The 23164-nt window shown below is 60.3% G+C and carries 20 protein-coding genes and 4 tRNA genes; 11 read left to right on the top strand and 13 right to left on the bottom strand.

Going from position 1 to position 23164, the window contains the following annotated elements; genetic code table 11:
* The first annotated feature begins 21 nt into the window (after positions 1–21).
* Positions 22–1158 carry a catalase family protein gene (locus tag DTP52_RS14790; protein WP_109754008.1) on the top strand — a complete coding sequence of 379 codons (1137 nt, stop codon included), beginning with the start codon at positions 22–24 and terminating at the stop codon, positions 1156–1158.
* Positions 1159–1247: 89 nt separating this feature from the next.
* On the opposite strand, the gene DTP52_RS14785 is transcribed toward DTP52_RS14790, so the two are convergent.
* The 4 genes from DTP52_RS14785 to DTP52_RS14770 form a co-directional block, all read right to left on the bottom strand.
* A tRNA-Asp gene (locus DTP52_RS14785) sits at positions 1248–1324 on the bottom strand.
* A gap of 17 nt (positions 1325–1341) precedes the next feature.
* Positions 1342–1417: transfer RNA gene (locus tag DTP52_RS14780), tRNA-Val, on the bottom strand.
* 175 nt (positions 1418–1592) lie between these two features.
* A tRNA-Asp gene (locus tag DTP52_RS14775) sits at positions 1593–1669 on the bottom strand.
* 19 nt (positions 1670–1688) lie between these two features.
* A tRNA-Val gene (locus DTP52_RS14770) sits at positions 1689–1764 on the bottom strand.
* A 160-nt stretch (positions 1765–1924) separates the two neighbouring features.
* Between DTP52_RS14770 and rdgC the strand changes: the two genes are divergently transcribed.
* The 3 genes from rdgC (at position 1925) to sugE (ending at position 4400) form a co-directional block, all read left to right on the top strand.
* The gene (gene rdgC / locus DTP52_RS14765; RefSeq protein ID WP_014339706.1) at positions 1925–2845 is read left to right on the top strand and encodes a recombination-associated protein RdgC; all 921 of its coding nucleotides are present in this window, start codon (positions 1925–1927) and stop codon (positions 2843–2845) included.
* A gap of 143 nt (positions 2846–2988) precedes the next feature.
* A complete protein-coding gene (locus tag DTP52_RS14760; RefSeq protein ID WP_109754007.1) occupies positions 2989–3957 on the top strand; it encodes a bile acid:sodium symporter family protein in 969 nt (322 codons plus the stop codon).
* A gap of 128 nt (positions 3958–4085) precedes the next feature.
* The gene (sugE, locus tag DTP52_RS14755; protein WP_109754006.1) at positions 4086–4400 is read left to right on the top strand and encodes a quaternary ammonium compound efflux SMR transporter SugE; all 315 of its coding nucleotides are present in this window, start codon (positions 4086–4088) and stop codon (positions 4398–4400) included.
* Positions 4401–4647: 247 nt separating this feature from the next.
* Here sugE and DTP52_RS14750 read toward each other — a convergent pair whose 3' ends face one another.
* The 4 genes from DTP52_RS14750 to DTP52_RS14735 all read right to left on the bottom strand — a co-directional run bounded on the left by DTP52_RS14750 (position 4648) and on the right by DTP52_RS14735 (position 9431).
* Positions 4648–6522 (bottom strand): MFS transporter, encoded by a 1875-nt coding sequence (locus DTP52_RS14750; RefSeq protein ID WP_109754005.1) that lies wholly within the window; start codon positions 6520–6522, stop codon positions 4648–4650.
* Positions 6523–6603: 81 nt separating this feature from the next.
* Entirely contained in the window at positions 6604–7752 is a 1149-nt protein-coding gene (locus tag DTP52_RS14745) for a TDT family transporter (protein ID WP_109754004.1), read from the bottom strand.
* A 103-nt stretch (positions 7753–7855) separates the two neighbouring features.
* The gene (locus tag DTP52_RS14740) at positions 7856–8167 is read right to left on the bottom strand and encodes a cupin domain-containing protein (RefSeq protein WP_178082485.1); all 312 of its coding nucleotides are present in this window, start codon (positions 8165–8167) and stop codon (positions 7856–7858) included.
* A 70-nt stretch (positions 8168–8237) separates the two neighbouring features.
* Positions 8238–9431 (bottom strand): MFS transporter, encoded by a 1194-nt coding sequence (locus DTP52_RS14735; RefSeq protein ID WP_109754003.1) that lies wholly within the window; start codon positions 9429–9431, stop codon positions 8238–8240.
* Between the two features lie 103 nt (positions 9432–9534).
* Between DTP52_RS14735 and DTP52_RS14730 the strand changes: the two genes are divergently transcribed.
* Together DTP52_RS14730 and DTP52_RS14725 are read left to right on the top strand one after the other, a co-directional pair.
* On the top strand, positions 9535–10074 hold the full coding sequence (locus DTP52_RS14730; RefSeq protein ID WP_109754002.1) for a TetR/AcrR family transcriptional regulator: 540 nt from the start codon (positions 9535–9537) through the stop codon (positions 10072–10074).
* Between the two features lie 261 nt (positions 10075–10335).
* On the top strand, positions 10336–13806 hold the full coding sequence (locus tag DTP52_RS14725) for a PAS domain-containing hybrid sensor histidine kinase/response regulator (protein ID WP_109754001.1): 3471 nt from the start codon (positions 10336–10338) through the stop codon (positions 13804–13806).
* A gap of 192 nt (positions 13807–13998) precedes the next feature.
* Here the strand turns inward: DTP52_RS14725 and rmuC are convergent, their stop codons facing one another.
* Positions 13999–15384 (bottom strand): DNA recombination protein RmuC, encoded by a 1386-nt coding sequence (gene rmuC, locus DTP52_RS14720; RefSeq protein ID WP_163858969.1) that lies wholly within the window; start codon positions 15382–15384, stop codon positions 13999–14001.
* A gap of 188 nt (positions 15385–15572) precedes the next feature.
* Positions 15573–15896, bottom strand: a complete 324-nt coding sequence (locus DTP52_RS14715) for a sel1 repeat family protein (protein ID WP_109753999.1) — start codon at positions 15894–15896, stop codon at positions 15573–15575.
* Between the two features lie 953 nt (positions 15897–16849).
* Here DTP52_RS14715 and DTP52_RS14705 point away from each other — a divergent pair.
* The 3 genes from DTP52_RS14705 to DTP52_RS14695 all read left to right on the top strand — a co-directional run bounded on the left by DTP52_RS14705 (position 16850) and on the right by DTP52_RS14695 (position 19261).
* Positions 16850–17074 (top strand): hypothetical protein, encoded by a 225-nt coding sequence (locus DTP52_RS14705; protein WP_053124246.1) that lies wholly within the window; start codon positions 16850–16852, stop codon positions 17072–17074.
* Positions 17075–17350: 276 nt separating this feature from the next.
* Entirely contained in the window at positions 17351–17833 is a 483-nt protein-coding gene (locus tag DTP52_RS14700) for a hypothetical protein (RefSeq protein WP_109753998.1), read from the top strand.
* A gap of 144 nt (positions 17834–17977) precedes the next feature.
* Positions 17978–19261, top strand: coding sequence for an OmpP1/FadL family transporter (locus tag DTP52_RS14695; RefSeq protein ID WP_109753997.1), 1284 nt, complete (start codon positions 17978–17980; stop codon positions 19259–19261).
* Positions 19262–19350: 89 nt separating this feature from the next.
* Here the strand turns inward: DTP52_RS14695 and DTP52_RS14690 are convergent, their stop codons facing one another.
* The 3 genes from DTP52_RS14690 to DTP52_RS14680 form a co-directional block, all read right to left on the bottom strand.
* Positions 19351–19902, bottom strand: coding sequence for a glutathione peroxidase (locus tag DTP52_RS14690; protein ID WP_109753996.1), 552 nt, complete (start codon positions 19900–19902; stop codon positions 19351–19353).
* 183 nt (positions 19903–20085) lie between these two features.
* Positions 20086–21294: an MFS transporter gene (locus tag DTP52_RS14685; protein ID WP_109753995.1), complete on the bottom strand. Its 1209-nt coding sequence runs from the start codon at positions 21292–21294 to the stop codon at positions 20086–20088.
* A gap of 52 nt (positions 21295–21346) precedes the next feature.
* On the bottom strand, positions 21347–21751 hold the full coding sequence (locus DTP52_RS14680; RefSeq protein ID WP_109753994.1) for a MarR family winged helix-turn-helix transcriptional regulator: 405 nt from the start codon (positions 21749–21751) through the stop codon (positions 21347–21349).
* A 450-nt stretch (positions 21752–22201) separates the two neighbouring features.
* Here DTP52_RS14680 and DTP52_RS14670 point away from each other — a divergent pair, with 450 nt between their 5' ends.
* Together DTP52_RS14670 and DTP52_RS31630 are read left to right on the top strand one after the other, a co-directional pair.
* Positions 22202–22519 carry a LuxR family transcriptional regulator gene (locus DTP52_RS14670; RefSeq protein ID WP_109753992.1) on the top strand — a complete coding sequence of 106 codons (318 nt, stop codon included), beginning with the start codon at positions 22202–22204 and terminating at the stop codon, positions 22517–22519.
* A gap of 94 nt (positions 22520–22613) precedes the next feature.
* On the top strand, positions 22614–22970 hold the full coding sequence (locus DTP52_RS31630) for an RHS repeat-associated core domain-containing protein (RefSeq protein ID WP_109753991.1): 357 nt from the start codon (positions 22614–22616) through the stop codon (positions 22968–22970).
* Positions 22971–23164: the final 194 nt, after the last annotated feature.

Below are 23164 nucleotides of genomic sequence, written 5' to 3'. Positions count from 1 at the left end.
CACAGGCAAAAGGATGTTGGCATGTTGATCACCCTCTGGCTGCGCCTCGGCGCCTTTTTGGGCAAGACGCTCCTGTGGCTGCTGGGCATCGGGTTGCTCTGCTGGGCCTTGTCCTCGGCCTGGTTCGCCTGGCAACACCGCGGGCCGGTCCCGGACAAGGAGCAGATTGCACCCGGCGAAACCGCCATGACCCAGGACATCATTCAGACCGCTATTCGCATCGTCGACCAGCACCGTGAAGGCACGCGCTACCTGCGTGACGCCCATGCCAAGGCCCACGGCTGTGTCATGGCCGAAGTCCAGGTGCCGAACGACCTGCCGGCCCCCTTGCGCCAGGGAGTCTTTGCCGAACCGGGGAAGACCTGGCAAGCGACGATTCGCCTGTCCAACGGCAACGCCTATCCGCAGTTCGACAGCCTGCGCGATGCCCGTGGGATGGCGATCAAGCTGCTGGATGTGCCCGGCAAACAGCTGCTGGCGGATCGGCAATCACACGGCGAGCAGGACTTCGTGATGTTCAATCATCCGAACTTCTTCGTCAGTGACGTCGCTGAATATCGCCAGAATGTGGCCGCACAGGCTGACGGGAAGAAGGCGATGGCTTTCTTTCCGAGCCTGGACCCGCGCACCTGGCAGATCCGCCATCTGTTCATCGCCCTGGCGACACTCTCGCCGCCTCCGGCCAGCCCGACCCAGACCACTTACTTCTCGGTGTCGCCCTACAAGTTTGGTGAGGCCAATGCCAAGTTTCGCGTAGCACCGGACCCGGATAGCTGCCCGGCCTATACGCTGCCCGCACAAAACCAGGACCTGCCGAATTTCTTGCGTAGCGCGCTGAACCAGCAGTTATCCACAGACCGGGTGCCGGCATGTTTTGTCTTGCAGATCCAGCGCCAGGATCCGAGCAAGTACATGCCGATCGAAGACACCAGTATTGAATGGCAGGAAAGTGACGCACCGTTCGAGACCGTGGCCCACATCAAGGTGCCGGCCCAGGATTTCGACACACCCAAGCTGAACCTGGCCTGCGACAACCAGTCGTTCAACCCCTGGTTCGGCATCGAGGCCCATCGCCCCATTGGCGGTATCAACCGCTTGCGTAAAGCGGTGTATGAGGCGGTCAGCGATTACCGTCACAGCCGTAACGCTGAGCAATAGCGGCAGGCAAATGCCAGACAGCAAAAAGCCCGCTCAATGAGCGGGCTTTTTGTGGGTACCTGGCGTTCAGCGTTCCAGGTGACCGAATATGGCGCAGCGGACGGGACTCGAACCCGCGACCCCCGGCGTGACAGGCCGGTATTCTAACCGACTGAACTACCGCTGCGCGTAACATTGAAAGTTTGGTGGGTGATGACGGGATCGAACCGCCGACATTCTGCTTGTAAGGCAGACGCTCTCCCAGCTGAGCTAATCACCCTTCACTTTCGATGCGGGGCGCATTCTCTCACATCTTTTTGTAACGTGCTGATTTAATTAGCAAATTCAGCAAAAAACATGAGCAACGCACACCGCAGGAACTGCAAACAGCAAAAAGCCCGCGTTAGCGGGCTTTCTGTGGTGACCTGGCGTTCAGTGTTCCAGATAACCGAATATGGCGCAGCGGACGGGACTCGAACCCGCGACCCCCGGCGTGACAGGCCGGTATTCTAACCGACTGAACTACCGCTGCGCGTAACACGTTGAACGAATGGTGGGTGATGACGGGATCGAACCGCCGACATTCTGCTTGTAAGGCAGACGCTCTCCCAGCTGAGCTAATCACCCTTCGCTTTCGGTGTGGCGCGCATTCTACGGAGCACTCTTTAAGCTGGCAAGCACTTTTTAAATTAATTTTTTCAGGCCTTCCAAAGGCTTAGCGAAGGGTTGGCCTATGGCGCCGCGAAGAGAATAATGCCCCCCTTTGTATAAAGGAGAGACTCACCCCATGTGGTTCAAAAACCTGCTTATCTATCGCCTGACCCAAGATCTGCCTTTTGATGCCGAGGCGTTGGAAACTGCACTGGCCAGCAAACTGGCGCGTCCATGTGCAAGCCAGGAGTTGACCACTTACGGTTTCGTCGCGCCGTTTGGCAAAGGCGAAGACGCGCCGCTGGTGCACGTCAGCCAGGATTTCCTGCTGATCGCCGCGCGCAAGGAAGAACGCATCTTGCCAGGCAGCGTCGTACGCGATGCCTTGAAGGAAAAGGTCGAAGAGATCGAAGCCGAGCAAATGCGCAAGGTCTATAAAAAGGAACGGGACCAGCTCAAGGATGAAATCATCCAGGCGTTCCTGCCGCGTGCGTTCATCCGTCGCTCGTCCACCTTCGCCGCCATCGCGCCGAAACAGGGCCTGATCCTGGTGAACTCGGCCAGCCCGAAACGCGCCGAAGACCTGCTCTCGACCCTGCGCGAAGTCATCGGCTCGCTGCCGGTCCGCCCGCTGACGGTCAAGATGGCCCCCACCGCGACCATGACCGACTGGGTCAAGACCCAGAAAGCCGCAGATGATTTCTTCGTGCTGGATGAATGCGAACTGCGCGACACCCACGAAGACGGTGGCATCGTGCGCTGCAAGCGCCAGGACCTGACCAGCGACGAAATCCAGCTGCACTTGAACACCGGCAAAGTGGTGACACAACTGTCGTTGGCCTGGCAGGACAAGCTGTCCTTCGTGCTCGATGACAAGATGGTGGTCAAGCGCCTGAAGTTCGAAGACCTGCTGCAAGACCAGGCGGAGCAGGACGGTGGCGACGAGGCCCTTGGCCAACTGGACGCCAGTTTCACCCTGATGATGCTGACGTTTGGCGAGTTCCTGCCGGCGCTGGTTGAGGCGTTGGGTGGGGAAGAGATTCCGCAGGGGATCTAAAGGTAACGGGTTGCCCTTGTGGGAGCGAGCCTGCTCGCGATAGCGGCATGACAGTCACAGAAATGCTGACTGATCCTCTGCTATCGCGAGCAGGCTCGCTCCCACACTAGTATTCGGTGTTCTTAACAATAAAGGATCAGGTCATGCGCGCATTGGCTGCATTGAGCCGCTTTGTCGGCAATACCTTCGCTTACTGGGTACTGATTTTCGCCGTCGTGGCATTTGTGCAGCCGACCTGGTTCATCGGTCTGAAAGGCGCGATTGTGCCGCTGCTGGGACTGGTGATGTTCGGCATGGGCCTGACCCTCAAGCTCGATGACTTCGCCGAAGTCGCGCGTCATCCCTGGCGCGTGGCCCTGGGCGTCGTCGCGCATTTCGTGATCATGCCCGGTGTGGCGTGGTTGCTCTGCCAGGTGTTCCACCTGCCGCCGGAAATCGCCGTCGGCGTCATTCTCGTGGGTTGCTGCCCAAGCGGCACCTCGTCGAATGTCATGACCTGGCTGGCTCGGGGTGACTTGGCTCTGTCGGTGGCCATCGCCGCCGTCACCACCCTGCTCGCTCCACTGCTGACCCCGGCGCTGATCTGGTTGCTCGCCTCGGCCTGGTTGCCGGTGTCGTTCATGGAGCTGTTCTGGTCGATCCTGCAAGTGGTGCTGCTGCCGATCGTATTGGGCGTGGTGGCGCAACGGCTGCTAGGGGACAAGGTACGGCATGCGGTGGAGGTGTTGCCGCTGGTGTCGGTGGTGAGCATCGTCATCATCGTCACCGCCGTAGTGGCCGCCAGCCAGGCGAAAATTGCCGAATCGGGTCTGCTGATCATGGCCGTGGTGATGCTGCACAACAGCTTCGGCTTTTTGCTCGGTTATTTCACCGGGCACTTGTTCAAGCTGCCGCTGGCCCAACGTAAATCCCTGGCCCTGGAAGTGGGCATGCAGAACTCCGGCCTCGGCGCGGCGTTGGCCAGTGCACACTTTTCGCCGCTGGCGGCGGTACCCAGCGCGCTGTTCAGCGTCTGGCACAATATTTCCGGGGCGCTGCTCTCGACGTATTTCCGACGCATGAGTGAAAAACAGGACCGCGAAACCCTCGCCGTCCGGCAGACAGCCGACTGAAGCAGACTTGATCGAGTGGTCAGTAATTGGCACTATCCATCCAGCGCGGGGACGACCCCGCCACTCGATCAGGCTCCCGATCGAGTGCCTAATCCGGGGACGACCCCATCCATCGATGGAGGTATGTGATGTCCTGGATCATTCTGTTTTTTGCCGGCCTGTTCGAAGTCGGCTGGGCGGTCGGCCTGAAGTACACCGACGGTTTCAGCCGCCCTCTTCCCACTGCACTGACAATCACCGCCATGGCGATCAGCCTCGGCCTACTGGGCCTGGCGATGAAGGAATTGCCATTGGGTACGGCCTATGCGATCTGGACCGGGGTCGGTGCCGTGGGTACGGTGATCGCCGGGATCATTTTGTTTGGTGAGTCGATGGCGCTGGTTCGCCTGGCCAGCGTGGCGTTGATCATTACCGGGTTGATCGGCCTCAAGGTCAGCGCTTAGGCCTCTACCGCTATCGCGAGCAGGCTCGCTCCCACATTTTGATCGAGTTGCCCAAGCTGGCCGCGATCCACTGTGGGAGCGGGCTTGCTCGCGAAGGCGGCGTGTCAGCCAACATCATCGTTGAATGTCAGTCACTATTCGCGAGCAAGCCCGCTCCCACAGGTTTATGTGCAAGGCGCAGAACCACAGCGCACCACTGATCCAATGTGGGAGCGAGCCTGCTCGCGATAAGTCGAAAGGTCGCTGCCTATCGGACAGTCCCGCGCAACTCCCCCACCAACGCCTGCAACTGCGAAGGCGTCGCCGTCTCCACCGCTACTGCCGAACCCGCCACCAACGTCACCCGCGACCAGAACCGGCGAAACAGCCCCTTGGCCGGGTCGCGACTGAAGAAACTGCCCCACAAGCCCTGCAGCGCCAGGGGGATCACCGGCACCGGGGTTTCCTGGAGGATGCGTGTCAGTCCGCTCTTGAACTCATTGATCTCACCGTCACCGGTCAATTTTCCTTCAGGGAAAATGCAGACCAACTCACCGTCCTTCAGGTATTGGGCGATTCGCTTGAAGGCTTTTTCGTAGATATGAATGTCTTCCTGACGCCCGGCAATCGGAATCGTCCCGGCTGTGCGGAAGATGAAATTCAACACCGGCAGGTTGTAGATCTTGTAGTACATCACGAAACGAATCGGCCGACGCACTGCACCACCAATCAGCAAGGCATCGACGAAGGACACGTGGTTGCAGACCAGCAACGCAGCGCCTTCATCGGGAATCGCGTCCAGGTTGCGATGCTCCACGCGGTACATGGAATGGCTCAGCAGCCAGATCATGAAGCGCATGCTGAACTCGGGGACGATCTTGAAGATGTAGGCGTTGACGCCGATGTTGAGCAACGACACCACCAGGAACAACTGGGGGATCGACAACTTCGCCAGGCTCAGCAATACGATGGAGACTATGGCCGAGATCACCATGAACAACGCGTTGAGAATGTTATTGGCGGCGATCACTCGCGCCCGCTCGTTCTCGACAGTGCGCGACTGGATCAGCGCGTACAGCGGCACGATATAGAAACCGCCGAAGACACCCAGGCCAAGAATGTCGATCAACACCAGCCAGGCGTGACCGAAGCCGAGCACTTCAAGCCAGCCGTGGCCCTCGACGCTGTCGGGAATCCCGCCGGAGTGCCACCACAACAACAGGCCGAACACCGTCAGCCCGAACGAGCCGAACGGCACCAGGCCGATCTCGACTTTGCGCCCGGAAAGCTTCTCGCAGAGCATCGAACCCAAGGCGATCCCCACCGAAAACACGGTCAGGATCAAGGTCACCACGGTTTCATCACCGTGCATCCACTCTTTGGCATAGGCCGGAATCTGCGTCAGGTAGATCGCGCCGACGAACCAGAACCAGGAGTTGCCGACAATCGAACGGGATACCGCCGGGGTCTGCCCCAAACCCAGTTTCAGGGTGGCCCAGGATTGGCTGAAGATGTTCCAGTTCAGGCGCATTTGCGGCGAAGCCGCCGCCGCGCGCGGAATGCCACGACTGGCCAGGTAACCGAGCACGGCGATGCCGACGATCGCGGCGGACACCACGGGAGCGTAATGTGCCGAGGACATCATGATCCCCGCGCCGATGGTGCCCGCGAGGATCGCCAGGAACGTGCCCATCTCCACCAGGCCGTTGCCGCCGACCAGTTCATCCTCGCGCAAGGCCTGCGGCAGGATCGAATATTTCACCGGGCCGAACAGCGCCGAATGCGTGCCCATGGCAAACAGCGCCACCAGCATCAACGACAAATGGTCGAACAGAAAACCCACCGCGCCCACCGCCATGATGACGATTTCGCCGAGCTTGATCAGACGAATCAACGCGTCCTTGGCGAATTTTTCCCCGAACTGCCCCGCCAGCGCCGAGAACAGAAAGAACGGCAGGATGAACAGCAATGCGCAGAGGTTGACCCAGATCGAACGGTCGCCGTCGATGGTCAACTTGTAGAGGATGGCGAGAATCAACGACTGCTTGAAAATGTTGTCGTTGAACGCACCCAAGGACTGCGTGATGAAGAACGGCAGGAAACGCCGCGTGCGAAGCAAGGTGAACTGCGAAGGGTGACTCATCTTCCATGTTCCTGAGTGGCGTGGACGCTTATTGGAATGAACGTTTTTCGATCCAGGCCACACATTACCTGTCTTTAGCGATTATTTCGCCAGCCCCGCAATGCACGGCGATACAAACAACTCGCCGTGCCAGGCGCCCAAGACCGTACGCCGCCCAACGATTAGCCACATCACCACCAGCATCACCACCAGCACGCAACCGAACACGCGGAAAAATTCCAGGCCGAGCAAGTCCGCCAGCTTCAGCGTGGTCAGCGCATACACACCCAAGGGAAAGGTAAAGCCCCACCAGCCAAGGTTGAAGGGAATGCCGGCCCGTAGATAACGCGCAGTAATCAACAGCGCCATCAACATCCACCACAACCCCAGGCCCCACAGCGTAATGCCAGCCACCAAGCCTAGCCCGGCGGCAATTTCGCCCACGCCGGGAAAGCCATTGGCGGCAAAAATCAGCGGAGCGTCGCTGCCTAACAGCAACATGCCCAGGGCGCCGGTGCCAATCGGGCCTAGGGCCAGCCAACTCGAGGCGGCCATGTTTTCGTGGGGCAGTTTGTGCAGGGCCATGCGCAACAGCAAGATCGTCAGAATGCTGAATGCTACCGGTAGGGAAAAGGCCCAGAGCACGTAGCTGGTCACCAACATGACCAGTTGCCCATGAGTATCGGCCAGGTGCGGGGCCAACAGCCCACCGCTGGCGGCGGCGACTTCGGCGGCCACCACTGGCAACAGCCACACGGCGGTCATCTGGTCGATGCGGTGTTCCTGGCGGGTAAACATCAGGAACGGAATCAGCACACCGCAGGCCACGGACATGGCCACGTCGAGCCACCATAACGCCTCGGCCAACGGCAGCACACCGTCGCCCCAACGCGGCAGCCCAAATACCAGAAAGCCATTGATGATCGTCGCCAGCCCCATGGGAATGGTGCCGAAAAACATCGAAACCGTTGAGTGGCCGAAAACCCGTCGCGCCTCGTCGAAGAACAACACCCAACGGGCCGCATACAAACCGGTGAACACCACGAACAACAGGATATTGAACAACCACAAACCTTCACCCAACAGGCGCAGGCCCGATACATTTCCGGGCCACTGCGCCAAGGCCAACGCGAGCACACCGGTACCCATGACCACGGCGAACCAGTTGGGTGTGAATTGGCGAATGGCCTCCAGCGGCCTGGGCAAATGGCTCAAGGGACGAAACCGGCGCTTGGCGGTGCAACATGTCATGGCGAACTCCTGTCCTCGGATGAGGTGGAGCCATGCTAGAGCCGAATCGAATATCTATATAACGGGTAATTTCTGTATGTGTTATCGATTTTACAGATAACACTCAAACACTGCCCTCGGTCTCGATCACCAGGATTCGCGCCTCTCCCAGCGGCTTGGCGACGTGCTCGGTGCCCACTGACGCGTAGAAAATATCCCCGGCGTCCAGCACGGTATCTTTTTCTATACCACCCTCCCGATAGCACATCCGCACTTGCCCATCGAGCACCACGAAGACTTCCTGACCGTCATTGATGTGCCATTTGTACGGCTGATCGGTCCAGTGCAGGCGCGTGGTGATGCCATTCATGTTGGCGATATCCAGCGCTGCCCAGGCGCGCTCGCCGGTGAAGGATTTGCTGCGGATAATTTTCAAAGGGATCGCCCGGAAAAAATGCTGAGACGCCAAGACTAACCCACTGCCAGCGGCGCCTGCACTCACGGCTTCAAGGCCGAACACCCTCGCCTGCCGGCTTTACCGACTGACGCGATAACCCCAGCAACGCAGCGGCCGACAGCACGATCAGCACCGCGCCATAACCATCGGTCGTCGGGATCAACCCGAACACCCGCGTCAGATTCCCGGCCAGCAACGATGGCAGGCTGAACGCCAGGTAGCTGAGGACATAAAACGCCGACATCAAGCCGGCCCGCTCGTGGGGCAAGGCCAGCGGCATGATGCTGCGCAACGCCCCCAGGAACCCGGCGCCGAAACCGCTGCCGGTCACCAGCGTGCCAATGAAGAACAACGGCAAACTGCCGCCGTGTACCGCGACCAGCACCAGCGCCAGGCCGATCACCAACAGGCTCGCGGACAGGCGCAGCAACTTGTCGGCTTCCTGGTTGCGCAGCGTATAGATGGACAACGCGCCGGTGAGCGTCAACACCGCCACCAGTGCACCGCCGATCAGGTTGGATGTCGACCCGGTCGCGGCCCGCACCAGGGAAGGCGCCAAGGACAAATAGAAACCGCCCACCGCCCAGGCCGCCAGGTTCAGCGGCAGTATCAGCCACAAGGCCCGCCGCGCCTGGACCGGCACATGCAAGGTCGGACGCAGCGACTGCCAGGCACCGGGTTGCGGGCTGACGCTCTCCGCCAGACGCCAGATATAAAGGGCCTGAATCAGGAACAGCCCCAGCAGAATCCAGTAAGTCAGTTGCAGCGGCAGCGGCGCGAACTCCGCCAACAGGCCGCAGCCCAACGCCCCGCACGCCATGCCCAACAAGGGCGCGACGCTGGTAATCAGCGGGCCTTGTCGGCGGTCGAAGTCCAGCAACGCAGCGCCCAGCACGCTGGTGGCCATGCCCGTGGCGAAGCCCTGGATCAAGCGGGCGCCGATCAGCCAGGCGACACTGTCGGCATTGATGAACAGCAACATCGCCAGCATATTGAGCAACAGCGCCACGAAGATCACCGGCTTGCGCCCCAGGTAATCCGACAGCGAGCCCACGGTCAGCAAGGCCGCCAACAAACTGAATGCGTAGACACCGAAAATCAGCGTCAGGATCGCCGGGGAAAATTGCAACTGTTCCTGATAGAGGTGATACAACGGCGTCGGCGCGCTGGACGCGGCGAGAAAACCGAGCAAGGTGATCGCCAGGAAGATCAGGCTGGCGCGGGTCGAAGCTGGACGGGACATGGGCACGCTCCACAAGAACATTCGCAAAAGCTAATTTTTTGCTTTTGCGGAGTGTGCTACCGGCGTGCGCTTAAAGCAAATTCTTTGTGTTAAGGTCTGACACATGGCTATTAAAGAAGGTTTACGCCCCGGCGGTCGAAGCGCCCGGGTCCAGGAATCGATTCACTCGGCGGTCCGCGCCCTGCTGCAAGAGCAGGACCGCGCCACCCTGACCGTGCCGCAAATCGCCGCGCGCGCCGGGGTGACGCCGTCCACCATCTATCGGCGCTGGGGCGATTTGCCGGCGCTGCTGGCCGACGTCGCCATCGCCCGCATGCGCCCCGACAGCGAACCGGTCAACACCGGCAGCCTGCGCGGCGACCTACGCGCCTGGGCCGAGCAGTACCTGGACGAAATGAGTTCCGAGCCCGGTCGCAACATGATGCGCGACATCCAGGCCTGCGCCACCCCGGGGCATTGCGTGGGCATCCTCAGTACCCAGTTGCAGATCATCCTGGATCGCTACCCAGATGCGCCGAACCCTGGCGTCGAGCGGTTGATCAATGTGGTAGTGGCGCCGACGGTGTTTCGCATCCTCTTCGCCACCGCGCCGTTGGCGGTCGAGGAGTTGTATCGGTTGGTGGATATCGCGTTGGGTCAGTAAAGCCGCCATCGCGAGCAGGCTCGCTCCCACAAGGAACCTGAGGTGAATACAAATCCATGGTTCACCCCCAATCAAATGTGGGAGCGAGCCTGCTCGCGATGAGGCCCGCCAGAACACCCTATAACCCAATGCTGATCGCAACCCGCGACTCCCCGCGACTCCCCGCCACGCCTCGACCTTGGTCGACACTGACGAACCCGGGTAGGCGTGCGAGACTGTCCTGCCGGGCCCAGGTCCCGGTGTCTTTGTCCGGGAGTTTCCATGTCGTTGTCCAGCGGGCTGATCGCCATTGTCGCCCTGGCCTATATGGCCATCATGTTCGCCATCGCCTTCTACGGTGACCGGCGCAGCACGCCCCTGCCGCCACGCATGCGCGCCTGGGTCTACAGCCTGTCGCTGGCGGTGTACTGCACCAGTTGGACGTTCTTCGGTGCAGTCGGCCAGGCCGCCGAACAGCTCTGGTCCTTCCTGCCGATCTACCTCGGGCCGATCCTGCTATTGGTGCTGGCGCCGTGGGTCCTGCAGAAGATGGTGATGATCAGCAAGCAGGAGAACATCACCTCCATTGCCGACTTCATCGCCGCCCGCTATGGCAAGTCCCAGTCCCTGGCAGTAGTGGTCGCGCTGATCTGTCTGGTCGGTGTGTTGCCGTACATTGCCTTGCAGCTCAAGGGCATCGTGCTCGGGGTAAACCTGCTGATCGGTGCCGGGGCCGATGCCATGGGCACCCGTGCCCAGGACACCGCGCTGATCGTCTCGCTGATTCTGGCGCTGTTCACCATCGTGTTCGGTACGCGCAACCTGGACGCCACCGAGCACCATCGCGGCATGGTGCTGGCGATTGCCTTCGAATCCCTGGTCAAGCTGTTCGCCTTCCTGGCGGTCGGTGCGTTCGTGACGTTCGGTCTTTACGACGGCTTCGACGACCTGTTCAACCAGGCGATGCTCGCCCCACGCCTGGAGCAATACTGGAAAGAAACCATCAACTGGCCGTCCATGGTGGTGCAGACCGGGGTGGCGATGATGGCAATCATCTGCTTGCCACGGCAGTTCCATGTGACCGTGGTAGAGAACATCGAGCCCCAGGACCTGCGCCTGGCCAAATGGGTATTCCCTGCCTACCTGGCCCTGGCCGCGCTGTTCGTGGTGCCCATCGCCCTCGCCGGGCAAATGATGCTGCCCAGTTCCGTGCTACCGGACTCGTTCGTCATCAGCCTGCCGCTGGCCCAGGCCCATCCGGCCCTGGCAGTGCTGGCGTTCATTGGTGGCGCCTCGGCGGCGACCGGCATGGTGATCGTCGCCAGCGTGGCCCTGTCCACCATGGTTTCCAACGACATGCTGTTGCCCTGGCTGCTGCGCCACAACAACGCCGAACGGCCTTTCGAAGTGTTCCGCCAATGGATGCTCTCGGTGCGACGGGTGAGCATCGTGGTGATCCTGTTGCTGGCCTATGTCAGCTACCGCCTGCTGGGTTCGACGGCGAGCCTGGCGACCATCGGCCAGATCGCCTTCGCCGCCGTGACCCAGCTGGCCCCTGCCATGCTCGGCGCGCTGTACTGGAAACAGGCCAACCGCCGCGGCGTGTTCGCCGGCCTCGCCACAGGGATTTTCCTGTGGTTCTACACCTTGGTGCTGCCGATAGCCGCCCACAGCCTGGGCTGGTCGCTGAGCAGCTTCCCGGGCCTGGCCTGGTTGCACGGCAACCCATTGAACTTGCCGATTACGCCACTGACCCAAGGGGTGGTCCTGTCCCTGGCCGGCAACTTCACCGTGTTTGCCTGGATCTCCGTGCTGTCGCGCACACGCGTTTCGGAACATTGGCAGGCCGGACGCTTCATCGGCCAGGAAATCAGCGCCCGCCCCAACCCCCGTTCAATGCTGGCGGTACACATCGAAGACCTGTTGCAACTGGCCGCGCGCTTCGTCGGCGAAGAACGGGCGCGGCAGAGTTTCATCCGTTTTGCCTACCGCCAGGGCAAAGGCTTCAACCCGACCCAGAACGCCGACAGCGAATGGATCGCCCACACCGAACGCCTGCTGGCCGGTGTACTTGGGGCTTCTTCGACAAGAGCTGTGGTAAAAGCCGCCATTGAAGGTCGGGAGATGCAGCTTGAAGACGTCGTCCGGATCGCCGACGAAGCGTCGGAAGTGCTGCAGTTCAACCGCGCCTTGCTGCAAGGTGCCATCGAGAACATCACCCAGGGCATCAGCGTGGTCGATCAGTCCCTCAGACTGGTGGCGTGGAACCGTCGCTACCTGGAGCTGTTCAAGTATCCGGACGGCTTGATCAGTGTTGGCCGGCCCATTGCCGACATCATTCGCTACAACGCCGAACGTGGCCTCTGCGGCCCTGGCGAAGCGGAAGTCCACGTCGCCCGACGCCTGCACTGGATGCGCCAGGGCCGCGCCCACACCTCCGAGCGGCTGTTCCCCAATGGCCGAGTCATCGAGCTGATCGGCAACCCGATGCCTGGCGGCGGTTTCGTCATGAGTTTCACCGACATCACCGCTTTCCGTGAGGCCGCGCAAGCGCTGACCGAAGCCAACGAGGGGCTGGAGCAACGGGTGGCCGAACGCACCCGGGAATTGTCCCAACTGAACCTGGCCCTGACCGAAGCCAAGAGCACCGCCGAAGCGGCCTATCAATCCAAGACGCGGTTCCTGGCCGCGGTCAGCCACGACCTGATGCAACCGCTCAACGCCGCGCGCCTGTTCTCCGCCGCGCTGTCCCACCAGTGCAACGACTTGCCGGACGAAGCCCGACAACTGGTGCAGCACCTGGACAGCTCACTGCGCTCCGCCGAAGACCTGATCAGCGACCTGCTGGACATTTCCCGCCTGGAAAACGGCAAGATCAACCCGGACCGCAAGCCCTTCGTCCTCAACGAACTGTTCGATATCCTCGGCGCCGAATTCACCGCCCTGGCCCAGGAACAGGGCCTGAAATTCCGCGTGCGCGGTTCGCACCTGCGGGTGGACAGCGACATCAAGCTGCTGCGCCGGGTCTTGCAGAACTTCCTCACCAACGCCTTCCGCTACGCCAAGGGGCCGGTGCTGCTGGGGGTACGTCGGCGCAACGGCGAATTGTGTCTGGAAGTCTGGGATCGCGGGCCGGGCATCGCCGAGGACAAGCTGCAGGTGATTTTCGAAGAGTTCAAGCGCCTGGACAGCCACCAGACCCGTGCCGAAAAAGGCCTGGGCCTGGGTCTGGCAATCGCCGACGGGCTATGCCGCGTGCTGGGCCATACCTTGCGCGTACGCTCCTGGCCAGGGCGCGGCAGTGTGTTCAGCGTCAGCGTTCCCCTGGCCCATACGCAGGCCGCCGTACCCAGCGTGGTCGCCGAACCCAACGGCCATTTGCCAAGCGGCGCGCAGGTACTGTGCGTCGATAACGAAGACAGCATCCTGATCGGCATGAACAGCCTGCTGACACGCTGGGGTTGCCAGGTGTGGACGGCGCGCAACCGGGAAGAATGCGAGCGTTGGCTGGCCCAGGGTGGCCGGCCACAACTGGCACTGGTGGATTTTCATCTGGACAACGGCGAGACCGGCACCGAGCTGATGGCCTGGTTGCGCACACGCATGGGGGAGCCGGTGCCGGGGGTGGTGATCAGTGCCGATGGCCGGCCGGAAACGGTGGCCCAGGTGCATGCGGCGGGCCTGGATTACCTGGCCAAGCCGGTGAAGCCAGCGGCGTTGCGGGCGTTGTTGAGTCGGCATTTGCCGTTGTAGGCACCACACCGTGATCCTGGGAACATAGTGGCCTCTGTGGCGAGGGAGCTTGCTCCCGCTGGGCTGCGCAGCGGCCCCCTTTTTCGTGAGTGCTGCGCACTCAAGCGGGAGCAAGCTCCCTCGCCACAGGGGTTTGCTTCAGCCTTGGGTTTTGCTTCAGCCTTGGGTTTTGCTTCAGCCTTAGGGCTTGCTTCAGTCTTGAGAAGGTTCGGCTTCTTCGGACAACTCGGGCAACCCGTCCGCCCCCGTCATCGCTCGCTCGAGCAACTCCGCCGGCAAGCTCTTGCTGGCCCGGGCGCCGAGCAGTTTGAGCTGTTCACTACGGCTGATCAGGTTGCCGCGCCCTTCTGTCAGTTTATTGCGTGCCGCGCTGTAGGCTTTGTCCAACTGCTGCAAACGACTGCCGATCTCGTCCAGGTCCTGAATAAACAAGACGAATTTGTCATACAGCCACCCGGCCCGCTCGGCGATTTCCCGGGCGTTCTGGCTCTGGCGCTCCTGTTTCCACAAGCTGTCGATCACCCGCAAGGTCGCCAGCAAAGTGGTCGGGCTGACAATCACGATATTGCGGTCGAAGGCTTCCTGGAACAGGTTCGGCTCGGCTTGCAGGGCGGCGGAAAACGCCGCTTCGATGGGCACGAACAACAGCACGAAATCCAGGCTGTGCAGGCCATCCAGGCGTTTATAGTCTTTGCCGGCCAGGCCTTTGACATGGGCGCGCAATGACGCCACATGTTGCTTGAGGGCGTGTTGACCGATGGCGTCGTCCTCGGCGGCCACGTACTGCTGATAGGCCGTGAGGCTGACCTTGGAATCGACCACCACTTGCTTGTCGCCCGGCAGATAAATCAACACGTCCGGCTGGAAACGCTCGCCGTCCGGGCCCTTGAGGCTGACCTGGGTCTGATACTCGCGGCCCTTCTCCAGGCCGGCATGTTCGAGTACCCGCTCCAGGATCAGCTCGCCCCAGTTGCCTTGGGTCTTCTGGCCCTTGAGCGCCCGGGTGAGGTTGGTCGCCTCGTCGCTCAAGCGCAGGTTCAGTTGTTGCAAGCGCTCCAGTTCCTTGCCCAGGGAGAAACGTTCCCGGGCCTCGGCCTGATAACTTTCTTCGACGCGTTTTTCGAAGGACTGGATGCGTTCCTTCAGCGGATCGAGCAACTGGCCCAGGCGCTGCTGGCTGGTTTCGGCGAAACGCTGCTCACGTTCGTCGAAGATCTTCCCGGCAAGCTCGGCGAACTGTGCCCGCAACTCGTCTCGCGAACCTTGCAGGTCATCCAGGCGTTGCTGGTGGCTTTCCTGCTGCTCGCGCAGTTCGGCATGCAACGACGCCGCCTGGGCATCGAGCCGCCGCAGTTCCGCTTCCTTGTTGGCGCGTTCGAGGTTCCAGGCGTGGGCCGCATCCCGGGCATTGTCGCGTTCGATCTGCAACAACTCGACTTCACGACAGGCCGCGGCAAGCTCGGCTTGCTTGGCGGCGTTGGCCTGGCTCAGGTCACTGATCTCGTCGCGACAGGCATCGAGCTGGGCGTTGAGGCCATCGTGGGCCATGTGGGCAGTAGCCAGGCGCTCTTCCAGCAGGGCCAGCTCGGTCTGCGCGACACTGGCCTGACGTTGCAGGTGCCAGGCCAGTGCCAGCAACGGCAGCGCAGCGCCTGCCAGGCCAAGCAACAGGCTGGTCAAATCCATAGCCATGACAATTCCTGCCGATCAAATAAAGCCCGAAGGTTAACCAAGCGGCTGGGGGTTGCCCAGCGCAGTCTGCGTTTTCAGTCTTGGATTTCACCGAGGGCCCGCCGAGCACGATCATCACCGGCCCGCGCGGCCTGGCGCAGCAGATCGTGGCCGATGCGTCGATCCCGGGCGTTGCCGCACTCACGGCACATCAACTGCCCGAGGCGACTTTGTGCAGCCACCACGCCTTCACGGGCCGGTTGCTTGAGTAGACGGCCGGCCAAGTGCTTCACGCTGGGGCTGTCCCCCAGTCGCGGGCTGTCGAGTAGCCACTCAGCCAGCCGCATCGAAATTCGCTTGGGTGGGGTAACACGAGGGGGTACGGAGGTAACAGGATTTGATACTGAGCGAAACTTCATAAAACACTGTGGGACAGATCGGAAGGCGCGCCACTCTACTCCTTTTTTCGTACGGGTAAAGCCGAAAAAACCAGCACGCCCGTGCTAGAGCAAGCGCTTGGGACAATCCACAGAAGCTGTGGATAACTCAGTGGACAACCCACCCTGAACCCGCGCAAAGCCCTGTGGAACGGGGCCTGCGCTCAAACTGACGATTTTTTCACCAGTAAAAAAAAGCGATGTTTTTCATTGACTTAAATTTTGGATACAGGCACCCACCCCGGATTGTTTCGACATGACAGTACAGTGACAAGTGGTGTAGCGAGTGTGCACAAGTAACAGCCGAACTGGTTATAACGCTGGGATTTTTTGGCGCATCTGGCGGTAAAACCTGGGGATAACCCTGGGGCCTCGCGCACGGCATCGGTGGCGCGGGACGCATCTGCATACGCTTGAATCCTGTGCTATACGCCCCTCCCTCACCCGGGTTTATCGCCCTATTGAATATTTTTTAACCAACGCCCTTCCCTTCGTGGGTTCGATCCGTTAGTATCCGCAGCGTTAGTACCAAGCTGAAAGTCAATTCCGGGTCGAACACATCTCCACGGTCAGCCATCCTTCAAAGGACGCCTCACCGAAAAAAGAGACCGACCCCCTCGATGGTTTCCAGGTAAATCTTGCGCCAACACAGCCTTTGATCGAATGCAAAGGGTGTTGCCAGGCTCATTACTCTGACCGAACCAACCTGCAAAATTGATCAGGATCTTCACCCCGGGCCCAGAACCTTTGCCCTCGCTGTGTTGCCTGCCCTCCTAAGTACCTACCTGCCAGCCCAAGCGCGCACTCTATATAGCGCTCAAACTGGCTGCTTTGTTCCAGTCGGGTTCTTCGTTCGACCATTGGTGGTCGACGTTACTGGAACGTTTTAACGTTGCACGGTTCTTAACCGTGTCATTTGTAGGAACACCCATAACATGTCCAATCAAATCCATGCACAGGATGCTATCCGCACCCTAACCAACGCTTTTGCCCCGATGAACTGCCTGATCATGGCCGCTCGCAAAGGCTGCTTCAGCTTCACCCTGGTCAACGAACACGGCATCGCCCGTCACAGCGAACGCCTCTACCCCGATCAGTACTCCAGCGCTGAACCGCTGCAGGCCGTGATCGAGCGTACTCGCCAGGCACTGGTTGCCTGAGACGCCAGAAAGGCTGAAACCCCAAAGGCCCCGCCCAGAAAGCGGGGCTTTTTATTGCCCGGAATTTCTCGATCGAGCGAAACGGCGTAAGCACCAAGGGATATAACAGTTATAACCGTTCGTTGAAGATGTTTTAAAAACAGTCCTTTACAGCGCAAATATGACACTACACTTCAAGTCAAGCGGCATGATCCGCTTCCGGCGGGGCCTGGACCGATCCACCGCTGCCAAGGCCACACTCTTCAGGCTCCGCCCCTTTCACGCTTCGAGGGTTTTATGGGTATCGCAGCCAGCGAACTGTGTCGATATGTGATCCGCCCGACGCTCCTCTACCTTGAGCGTCACAGCGCAACGGCGGAATCCTTGTTACTGGGCATTGCCGCCAGCCAGTCTGCCCTGGGCTCAGCCCTGCATGATCGACGCGGGCATGGCCTGTATCGCATTACCGAACCCCGACACCAGGCACTCTGGGACCATTACCTGGCGCTGGACCCGGAACGTGCCAGCCTGGTACGTGGCCTGGCCAGCCAGCACGCCTTTCTCAGCGGCCCGCACCTGGAACTGACCGTCAACCTGCGCTACGCCACCGCCATTGCCTGGCTGTTGGTGGAGGAACAGAACACCCCGCTTCCCGAAACCGATGACCTGCTGGGCATGGCCCGCATCTGGCGCCAGACCTTTCACCCCCAAGGGCGCCTGCGAGATTTCACCTGCGCCTGGCAAAGCTGTGTTTCGCCACTGAACCAAGTCGCTTGCTGACGGGAAATTTGGAAAGTTCCTACAACGGTCGCGAATCTGGTCGGATTGTCCTACAAAACCGCTCTAAATCAAGCCATCCAGGCTATAGCGCTTGAACGAAAATGTTGGTAATTTTCGCCCCGGTGATCACCAGGAGTTCTAACAATGAAAAAAATGATGCTCAAAACCACCCTTGGCCTTGCCGTTACCTTGGCATCCACTCAACTTTTCGCCAGTGGCTTTGCCTTGAACGAACAAAGCATCAGTGGCATGGGCACTGGTTTCGCTGGTCGTTCTTCTGTTGCCGATGATGCAAGCACCGTATTTGGCAACCCTGCCGGCATGTCGCGCCTCAAGCGCCAGCAAGTCACCGGTGGCTTCGCCGCCATTGATGCCTCCACCGATATCGACGATGCCAGCGGCACCCAGTCCGGCACCAACAAGGGCGACATGGTCCCGCTCACTGGCGTTCCGATGGGTTATTACGTCAAGCCCATCGATGATCAATGGGCATTCGGCCTGGGTGTCTACGCACCGTTTGGCTTGATCACCGATTATGAAAACGGCTTCCAGGGCGGCAACTTCGGCAGCAAGAGCGAAGTGAAGGTCGTCACTTTCCAGCCAACCGTCAGCTATGCCTTCAACGACAAGGTATCGATCGGTTTCGGCCCGACCATCAACCGTATCTCCGGCTCACTGGAATCGACCCTGAGCACACCACTGTCGCCTAACGATGGCGACGTGAAGATCAAGGGCGACGACATTGGCTATGGCTACAACATCGGTGTGCTGGTGCAGGCGACCGATACCACTCGTGTTGGCCTGACCTATCACTCCAAGGTCAAATACAAACTCGAAGGCCATACCGAAATCAGTCCAGGGGCCGGCACTCCTGCCAGCCTGCTGAATGGCGCGCGCTACGATGCTTCGCTGGACATCACCACACCTGAGTCGGTGGACTTCTCGGTCACCCAGCAAATCAATGATGCCTGGACCGTCTATGCAGGCAGCACCTGGACTCGCTGGAGCCGCCTGAAAGAAATCACCGTGAACAACGACGGTGTGACACCCGCTACGGGTGGCGCCTTCGCGCCCGGCTTCTTCAGCTCCATTACTGAAGAGCAAAACTGGCACGACACCTGGGCCTACGCCATCGGTACCTCCTACCAGTTGAACAAGCAGTGGGTGCTGCGTACCGGCCTGTCCTTCGACCAGGCGCCGACCAACAACCAGGACCGTTCGCCACGCATCCCGACCGGCGACCGGACCATCTTCAGCCTGGGCGCCGGCTGGAGCCCAACCGACGACCTGACCATCGACGTGGCTTATTCCTACCTCAAGGAAGAAAAAGTCAACGTCAGTGGCAGCAATGCCCTCGGCCAGTCCTACAACGCCAAATACGAAAACAGCGCCAACGGTTTCGGTGTCGGTGCAACCTACCGCTTCTGATGTTTTCCGGCGAACCTGAACCAATCGCCACCTGAAGCGAAAAAAGCCCCGCTCTCTGCGAAGAGGCGGGGCTTTTTCATGGCTGGCGATCAGGGTTTGGAAGCGATGGCTGTTTCCACAGCCTTGATGAAATCGGGATCGTCAGGCTTGATCCGGCTGGAAAAACTGCCAACGACCTTGCCCTGGCGGTCCACCACATACTTGTAGAAATTCCATTTCGGCGCACCGGCTTGTTCCGCCAGGTGCTTGAACAGCGGTATCGCATCCGCACCCCGCACGGGCTGTGGCTCGGTCATGGTGAAGGTCACGCCGTAATTGACGTAGCAGACCTTGGCGGTTTCAGCGCCATCCTTGGACTCCTGTTTGAAATCGTTGGACGGCACGCCGAGCACTTGCAAACCTTCGCCCTTGTAGCGCTGGTTCAACGCTTCGAGGCCTTTGAATTGCGGGGCGAACCCACAGAAGCTGGCGGTGTTGACCACCACCAGTGGCTTGCCGGCAAAGCGCTGGCACAAATCGATGGTTTCCTTGGCCCGCAGTTTGGGCAACGAACCCTCCAGCAACGGCGGGCAACCGGCGGCCCAGACCTGCCCGGTCACAGCCAGCAACAGAGCGGGAACAGCAAACCAGCGCATCAACATGTCGGGTTTCCTTAAAAGCATGTCAGATCACGACGTTACTCTGTCACGCCCGCCGCCGTCCATTTGTTCAGCACGTGCCCATGCCCAGTTGCATCAGGGCCAACCCGCCCTGGTGCCAGCCCCACCAGGCGAAGGCCAGTAGCAGGCCAGCGCCGGCAGCGATCAGCCACGGGCCGATGCGACTCATGCCGCACCAACCTGGACTTGCAAGCGCGCCATCGGACGCTCGCGCACCGGCCAGTTCAACGCCGCCGCCAACAGGCTGAGCAGGATCGATACCTGCCAGATCAAGTCATAACTGCCAGTGCGGTCGTACACCACCCCGCCCAACCAACCACCGAGGAACGAGCCCAACTGGTGGAACAGGAACACGATCCCACCCAACATCGACAGGTTTCGTACACCAAACAGGGTCGCGACCGTGCCGTTGGTCAGCGGCACGGTCGACAGCCACAACAAGCCCATCGCCACGCCAAACAGATACGCCGTCGTGGTCGTCACCGGCAGCCACAGGAACAAGCCGATCACCACGGCCCGCAACAGGTACAACCCGGTCAACAGGCGCGGCTTGGACATGCGTCCGCCCAGCCAGCCAGCGGTGTAAGTGCCGAAGATATTGAACAACCCGACCAGGGCCAGCACGGTGGTGCCGACGCCGGCGGCCAGGTGTTGGTCCACCAGGTACGCCGGTAAATGCACGCCAATGAACACCACCTGGAAACCGCAGACAAAAAAGCCCACCGCCAGCAGCCAGAACCCGGAATGGCTGCACGCCTCACGCAAGGCCTCGGCCAGGGTTTGTTCGTGGCCGACCACCGGCAACGGTGCGTCCTTGAGCATGCTCACCAAAGGCACGATCAACGCCACCAACAGTCCCAGCGCCAACAACGCCGCCGACCAACCGAGCCAGCCGATCAACCCCAGCGTACCGGGCAGCATGGCGAACTGGCCGAAAGAACCGGCGGCACTGGCGATGCCCATGCCCATGCTGCGTTTTTCCGGCGGCACGGCCCGTCCGACCACACCCAGAATCACCGAGAAGGACGTGCCTGACAGGCCGATACCAATCAAAAGACCCGCACTCAACGACAACGACCATGGCGAGTCCGCCATGCCCATGAACACCAGGCCGACGGCATAGAGAACACCGCCGATCAGCACTACTTTTGCCGCACCGAAGCGGTCAGCCAGCGCGCCAGTGAAAGGCTGCGCCAGGCCCCAGATCAGGTTCTGCAAGGCGATGGCAAAGGCGAATACCTCACGGCCCCAGCCGAACTCGGCACTCATGGGCGCCAGGAACAGGCCGAAGCCATGCCGCACGCCCAGGGACAACGCCAGGATCAGCGCGCTGCCCACCAGGACCCAACCACAGGTACGCCACATCGATGTCATTTTTGTTCTCCAGTCGCGGGTATATACCCACTTATCATCGAACGAATCAGCTTCACGCCAATTCATCCAGCAAGGCCAGCAGGGTCGCGCGCTTTTCCGCGCCCAGCTTATCGATCAGTTTCTGCTGCGCCGCTTCCCAGGCCGGCAGCGCTGCCGCCAACCGAGCATGCCCCGCGTCAGTGAGCACGACGATACGGTTGCGCAAGTCATCACCCTCGGCCAACGCCACCAGCCCCTCGCCTTCCAGCACCCGAAGGTTGCGCCCCAGGGTGCTGCGATCCAGGCCCATGGCCTCGGCCAGGGAGGAAATACTCGGTTGGTCCAGGCGCGCCAGGTTGCTCAGCAAAGAATACTGGGCAACGTTGATCCCGAAGCCGTCGAGGGCGCCGTCGTAATACCTGCTGACGCCACGGGCGGCACGACGCAGGTTGATGCATAAACATTGGGAAGGAAGCATGGTGCGTGTATATACCCGGGGTTGGTTGAATGCAAATTTTAAATGGAAAAGCCCACGTCCTTTATTTGGGGCGAACAGCTCATCCCTGGGTGGATAGAACCCGTGGCGAGGGAGCTTGCTCCCGCTGGGCCGCGCAGCGGCGTCCCTTTTTGTGAGTGCTTCGCACTCAAGCGGGAGCAATCTCCCTCGCCACAATGAATCTCGCAGCCAATTAAAAAACTTAACAATATCAAAGGCTTATAATTTAAGTTCTTTACAGCCATTCATCATCCAGTGCCCCCACCTGTCATGTCTGACAGGTTTCAGCCGACTTGAATCGGGCTATAACGAACCCGTGCCTCCAGCCCTGCCTCAGGGTCCGAAGAAGGGCCGTGCGAATCACGCCATCAAGAAGTAGGAAAATTTCGCCGCCCCCACGCCATTTCTGATCGTTTAATGGGAGTGTTTGTCATGTATCGCACCGACTCCATCACCCGCCCCTCCTCCACCCGAGGAAATTTCCAGCACGAGAACTCGCAACAACCAACGGCGGTAAAACTCACGCGCAAGGAAACGGAGGTCCTGCAGTGGAGCGCCGCCGGCAAGTCCTCCTGGGAGATCAGCCAAATCATCAATTGCAGCGAGGCCGGGGTGAACTATCACTTTTGCAATATTCGTCGAAAATTCGGGGTGAACTCTCGCTGGACGGCGGCATTCAAGGCACTGGAGTTGGGGTTGATCAATAAACCGTACATCAAGGGAAACTCCCAAGAGGATGTGCTGATCTAGCAAAACTCTGCTCCCAAACCGGGCAAGCTCAGAAAGGACCTCTGACAGACTCGATACGGGACAATCGTCGTGCGGCTCCCAGGAAAGCCAGTCCATGTTAGTTAAAAACGAAACGCAAACAGTCCTTCTGGCGACCGACCAGAGCCAATCGATACTGGTGCAAATCAGCCAAACCGATACCAGGCGAATGGCCTATTGCTCCTATGGTCACCGATCATCTGCTCAACCCGCCTCGACCTGCCTGGGTTTCAACGGAGAACGTCGGGAGCAACACACGGGCTGGTACATCCTGGGCAATGGTTACAGAGCCTATAACCCGGTACTGAGGCGACTTCACAACCCAGACGGGTCAAGCCCGATAGATGGCGGTGGCTTGACCCCTACACCTATTGCCTGGGGGACCCGATTAATTACCGTGACCCCACCGGACATCTCGGGATCTTCGGCCTAGGTGCGTCGCTCCTGGGTCGCCTGGCAACGCCCGCAGGTGCATTGACCGCGACAGCCGTTGTCAGTGGGGTTTCCGCTGTTGCGGTAATGGACAAGGACTCTGCCGTCGGCACGGCACTGCTGCTTATCAGTGCTGCCTCAGGCCTGGGTGCGGGATACATTTCACGGGGTGGGCGCCCAGCCCGGAACCTGACG

Origin of the sequence: Pseudomonas sp. 43mfcvi1.1 (assembly GCF_900115935.1) — a bacterium.
Taxonomy (GTDB): domain Bacteria; phylum Pseudomonadota; class Gammaproteobacteria; order Pseudomonadales; family Pseudomonadaceae; genus Aquipseudomonas; species Aquipseudomonas bijieensis.
This window is presented reverse-complemented; position numbering and strand designations above follow the sequence as displayed.

Bases quoted from the DNA above. Each gene is read 5' to 3' on its own strand.
- DTP52_RS14790 (WP_109754008.1), top strand. From the start codon at position 22: ATGTTGATCACCCTCTGGCTGCGCCTCGGCGCCTTTTTGGGCAAGACG.
- rdgC (WP_014339706.1), top strand. From the start codon at position 1,925: ATGTGGTTCAAAAACCTGCTTATCTATCGCCTGACCCAAGATCTGCCT.
- DTP52_RS14760 (WP_109754007.1), top strand. From the start codon at position 2,989: ATGCGCGCATTGGCTGCATTGAGCCGCTTTGTCGGCAATACCTTCGCT.
- sugE (WP_109754006.1), top strand. From the start codon at position 4,086: ATGTCCTGGATCATTCTGTTTTTTGCCGGCCTGTTCGAAGTCGGCTGG.
- DTP52_RS14750 (WP_109754005.1), bottom strand. From the start codon at position 6,522: ATGAGTCACCCTTCGCAGTTCACCTTGCTTCGCACGCGGCGTTTCCTG.
- DTP52_RS14745 (WP_109754004.1), bottom strand. From the start codon at position 7,752: ATGACATGTTGCACCGCCAAGCGCCGGTTTCGTCCCTTGAGCCATTTG.
- DTP52_RS14735 (WP_109754003.1), bottom strand. From the start codon at position 9,431: ATGTCCCGTCCAGCTTCGACCCGCGCCAGCCTGATCTTCCTGGCGATC.
- DTP52_RS14730 (WP_109754002.1), top strand. From the start codon at position 9,535: ATGGCTATTAAAGAAGGTTTACGCCCCGGCGGTCGAAGCGCCCGGGTC.
- DTP52_RS14725 (WP_109754001.1), top strand. From the start codon at position 10,336: ATGTCGTTGTCCAGCGGGCTGATCGCCATTGTCGCCCTGGCCTATATG.
- DTP52_RS14715 (WP_109753999.1), bottom strand. From the start codon at position 15,896: ATGAAGTTTCGCTCAGTATCAAATCCTGTTACCTCCGTACCCCCTCGT.
- DTP52_RS14705 (WP_053124246.1), top strand. From the start codon at position 16,850: ATGTCCAATCAAATCCATGCACAGGATGCTATCCGCACCCTAACCAAC.
- DTP52_RS14700 (WP_109753998.1), top strand. From the start codon at position 17,351: ATGGGTATCGCAGCCAGCGAACTGTGTCGATATGTGATCCGCCCGACG.
- DTP52_RS14695 (WP_109753997.1), top strand. From the start codon at position 17,978: ATGAAAAAAATGATGCTCAAAACCACCCTTGGCCTTGCCGTTACCTTG.
- DTP52_RS14690 (WP_109753996.1), bottom strand. From the start codon at position 19,902: ATGTTGATGCGCTGGTTTGCTGTTCCCGCTCTGTTGCTGGCTGTGACC.
- DTP52_RS14685 (WP_109753995.1), bottom strand. From the start codon at position 21,294: ATGACATCGATGTGGCGTACCTGTGGTTGGGTCCTGGTGGGCAGCGCG.
- DTP52_RS14680 (WP_109753994.1), bottom strand. From the start codon at position 21,751: ATGCTTCCTTCCCAATGTTTATGCATCAACCTGCGTCGTGCCGCCCGT.
- DTP52_RS14670 (WP_109753992.1), top strand. From the start codon at position 22,202: ATGTATCGCACCGACTCCATCACCCGCCCCTCCTCCACCCGAGGAAAT.
- DTP52_RS31630 (WP_109753991.1), top strand. From the start codon at position 22,614: ATGTTAGTTAAAAACGAAACGCAAACAGTCCTTCTGGCGACCGACCAG.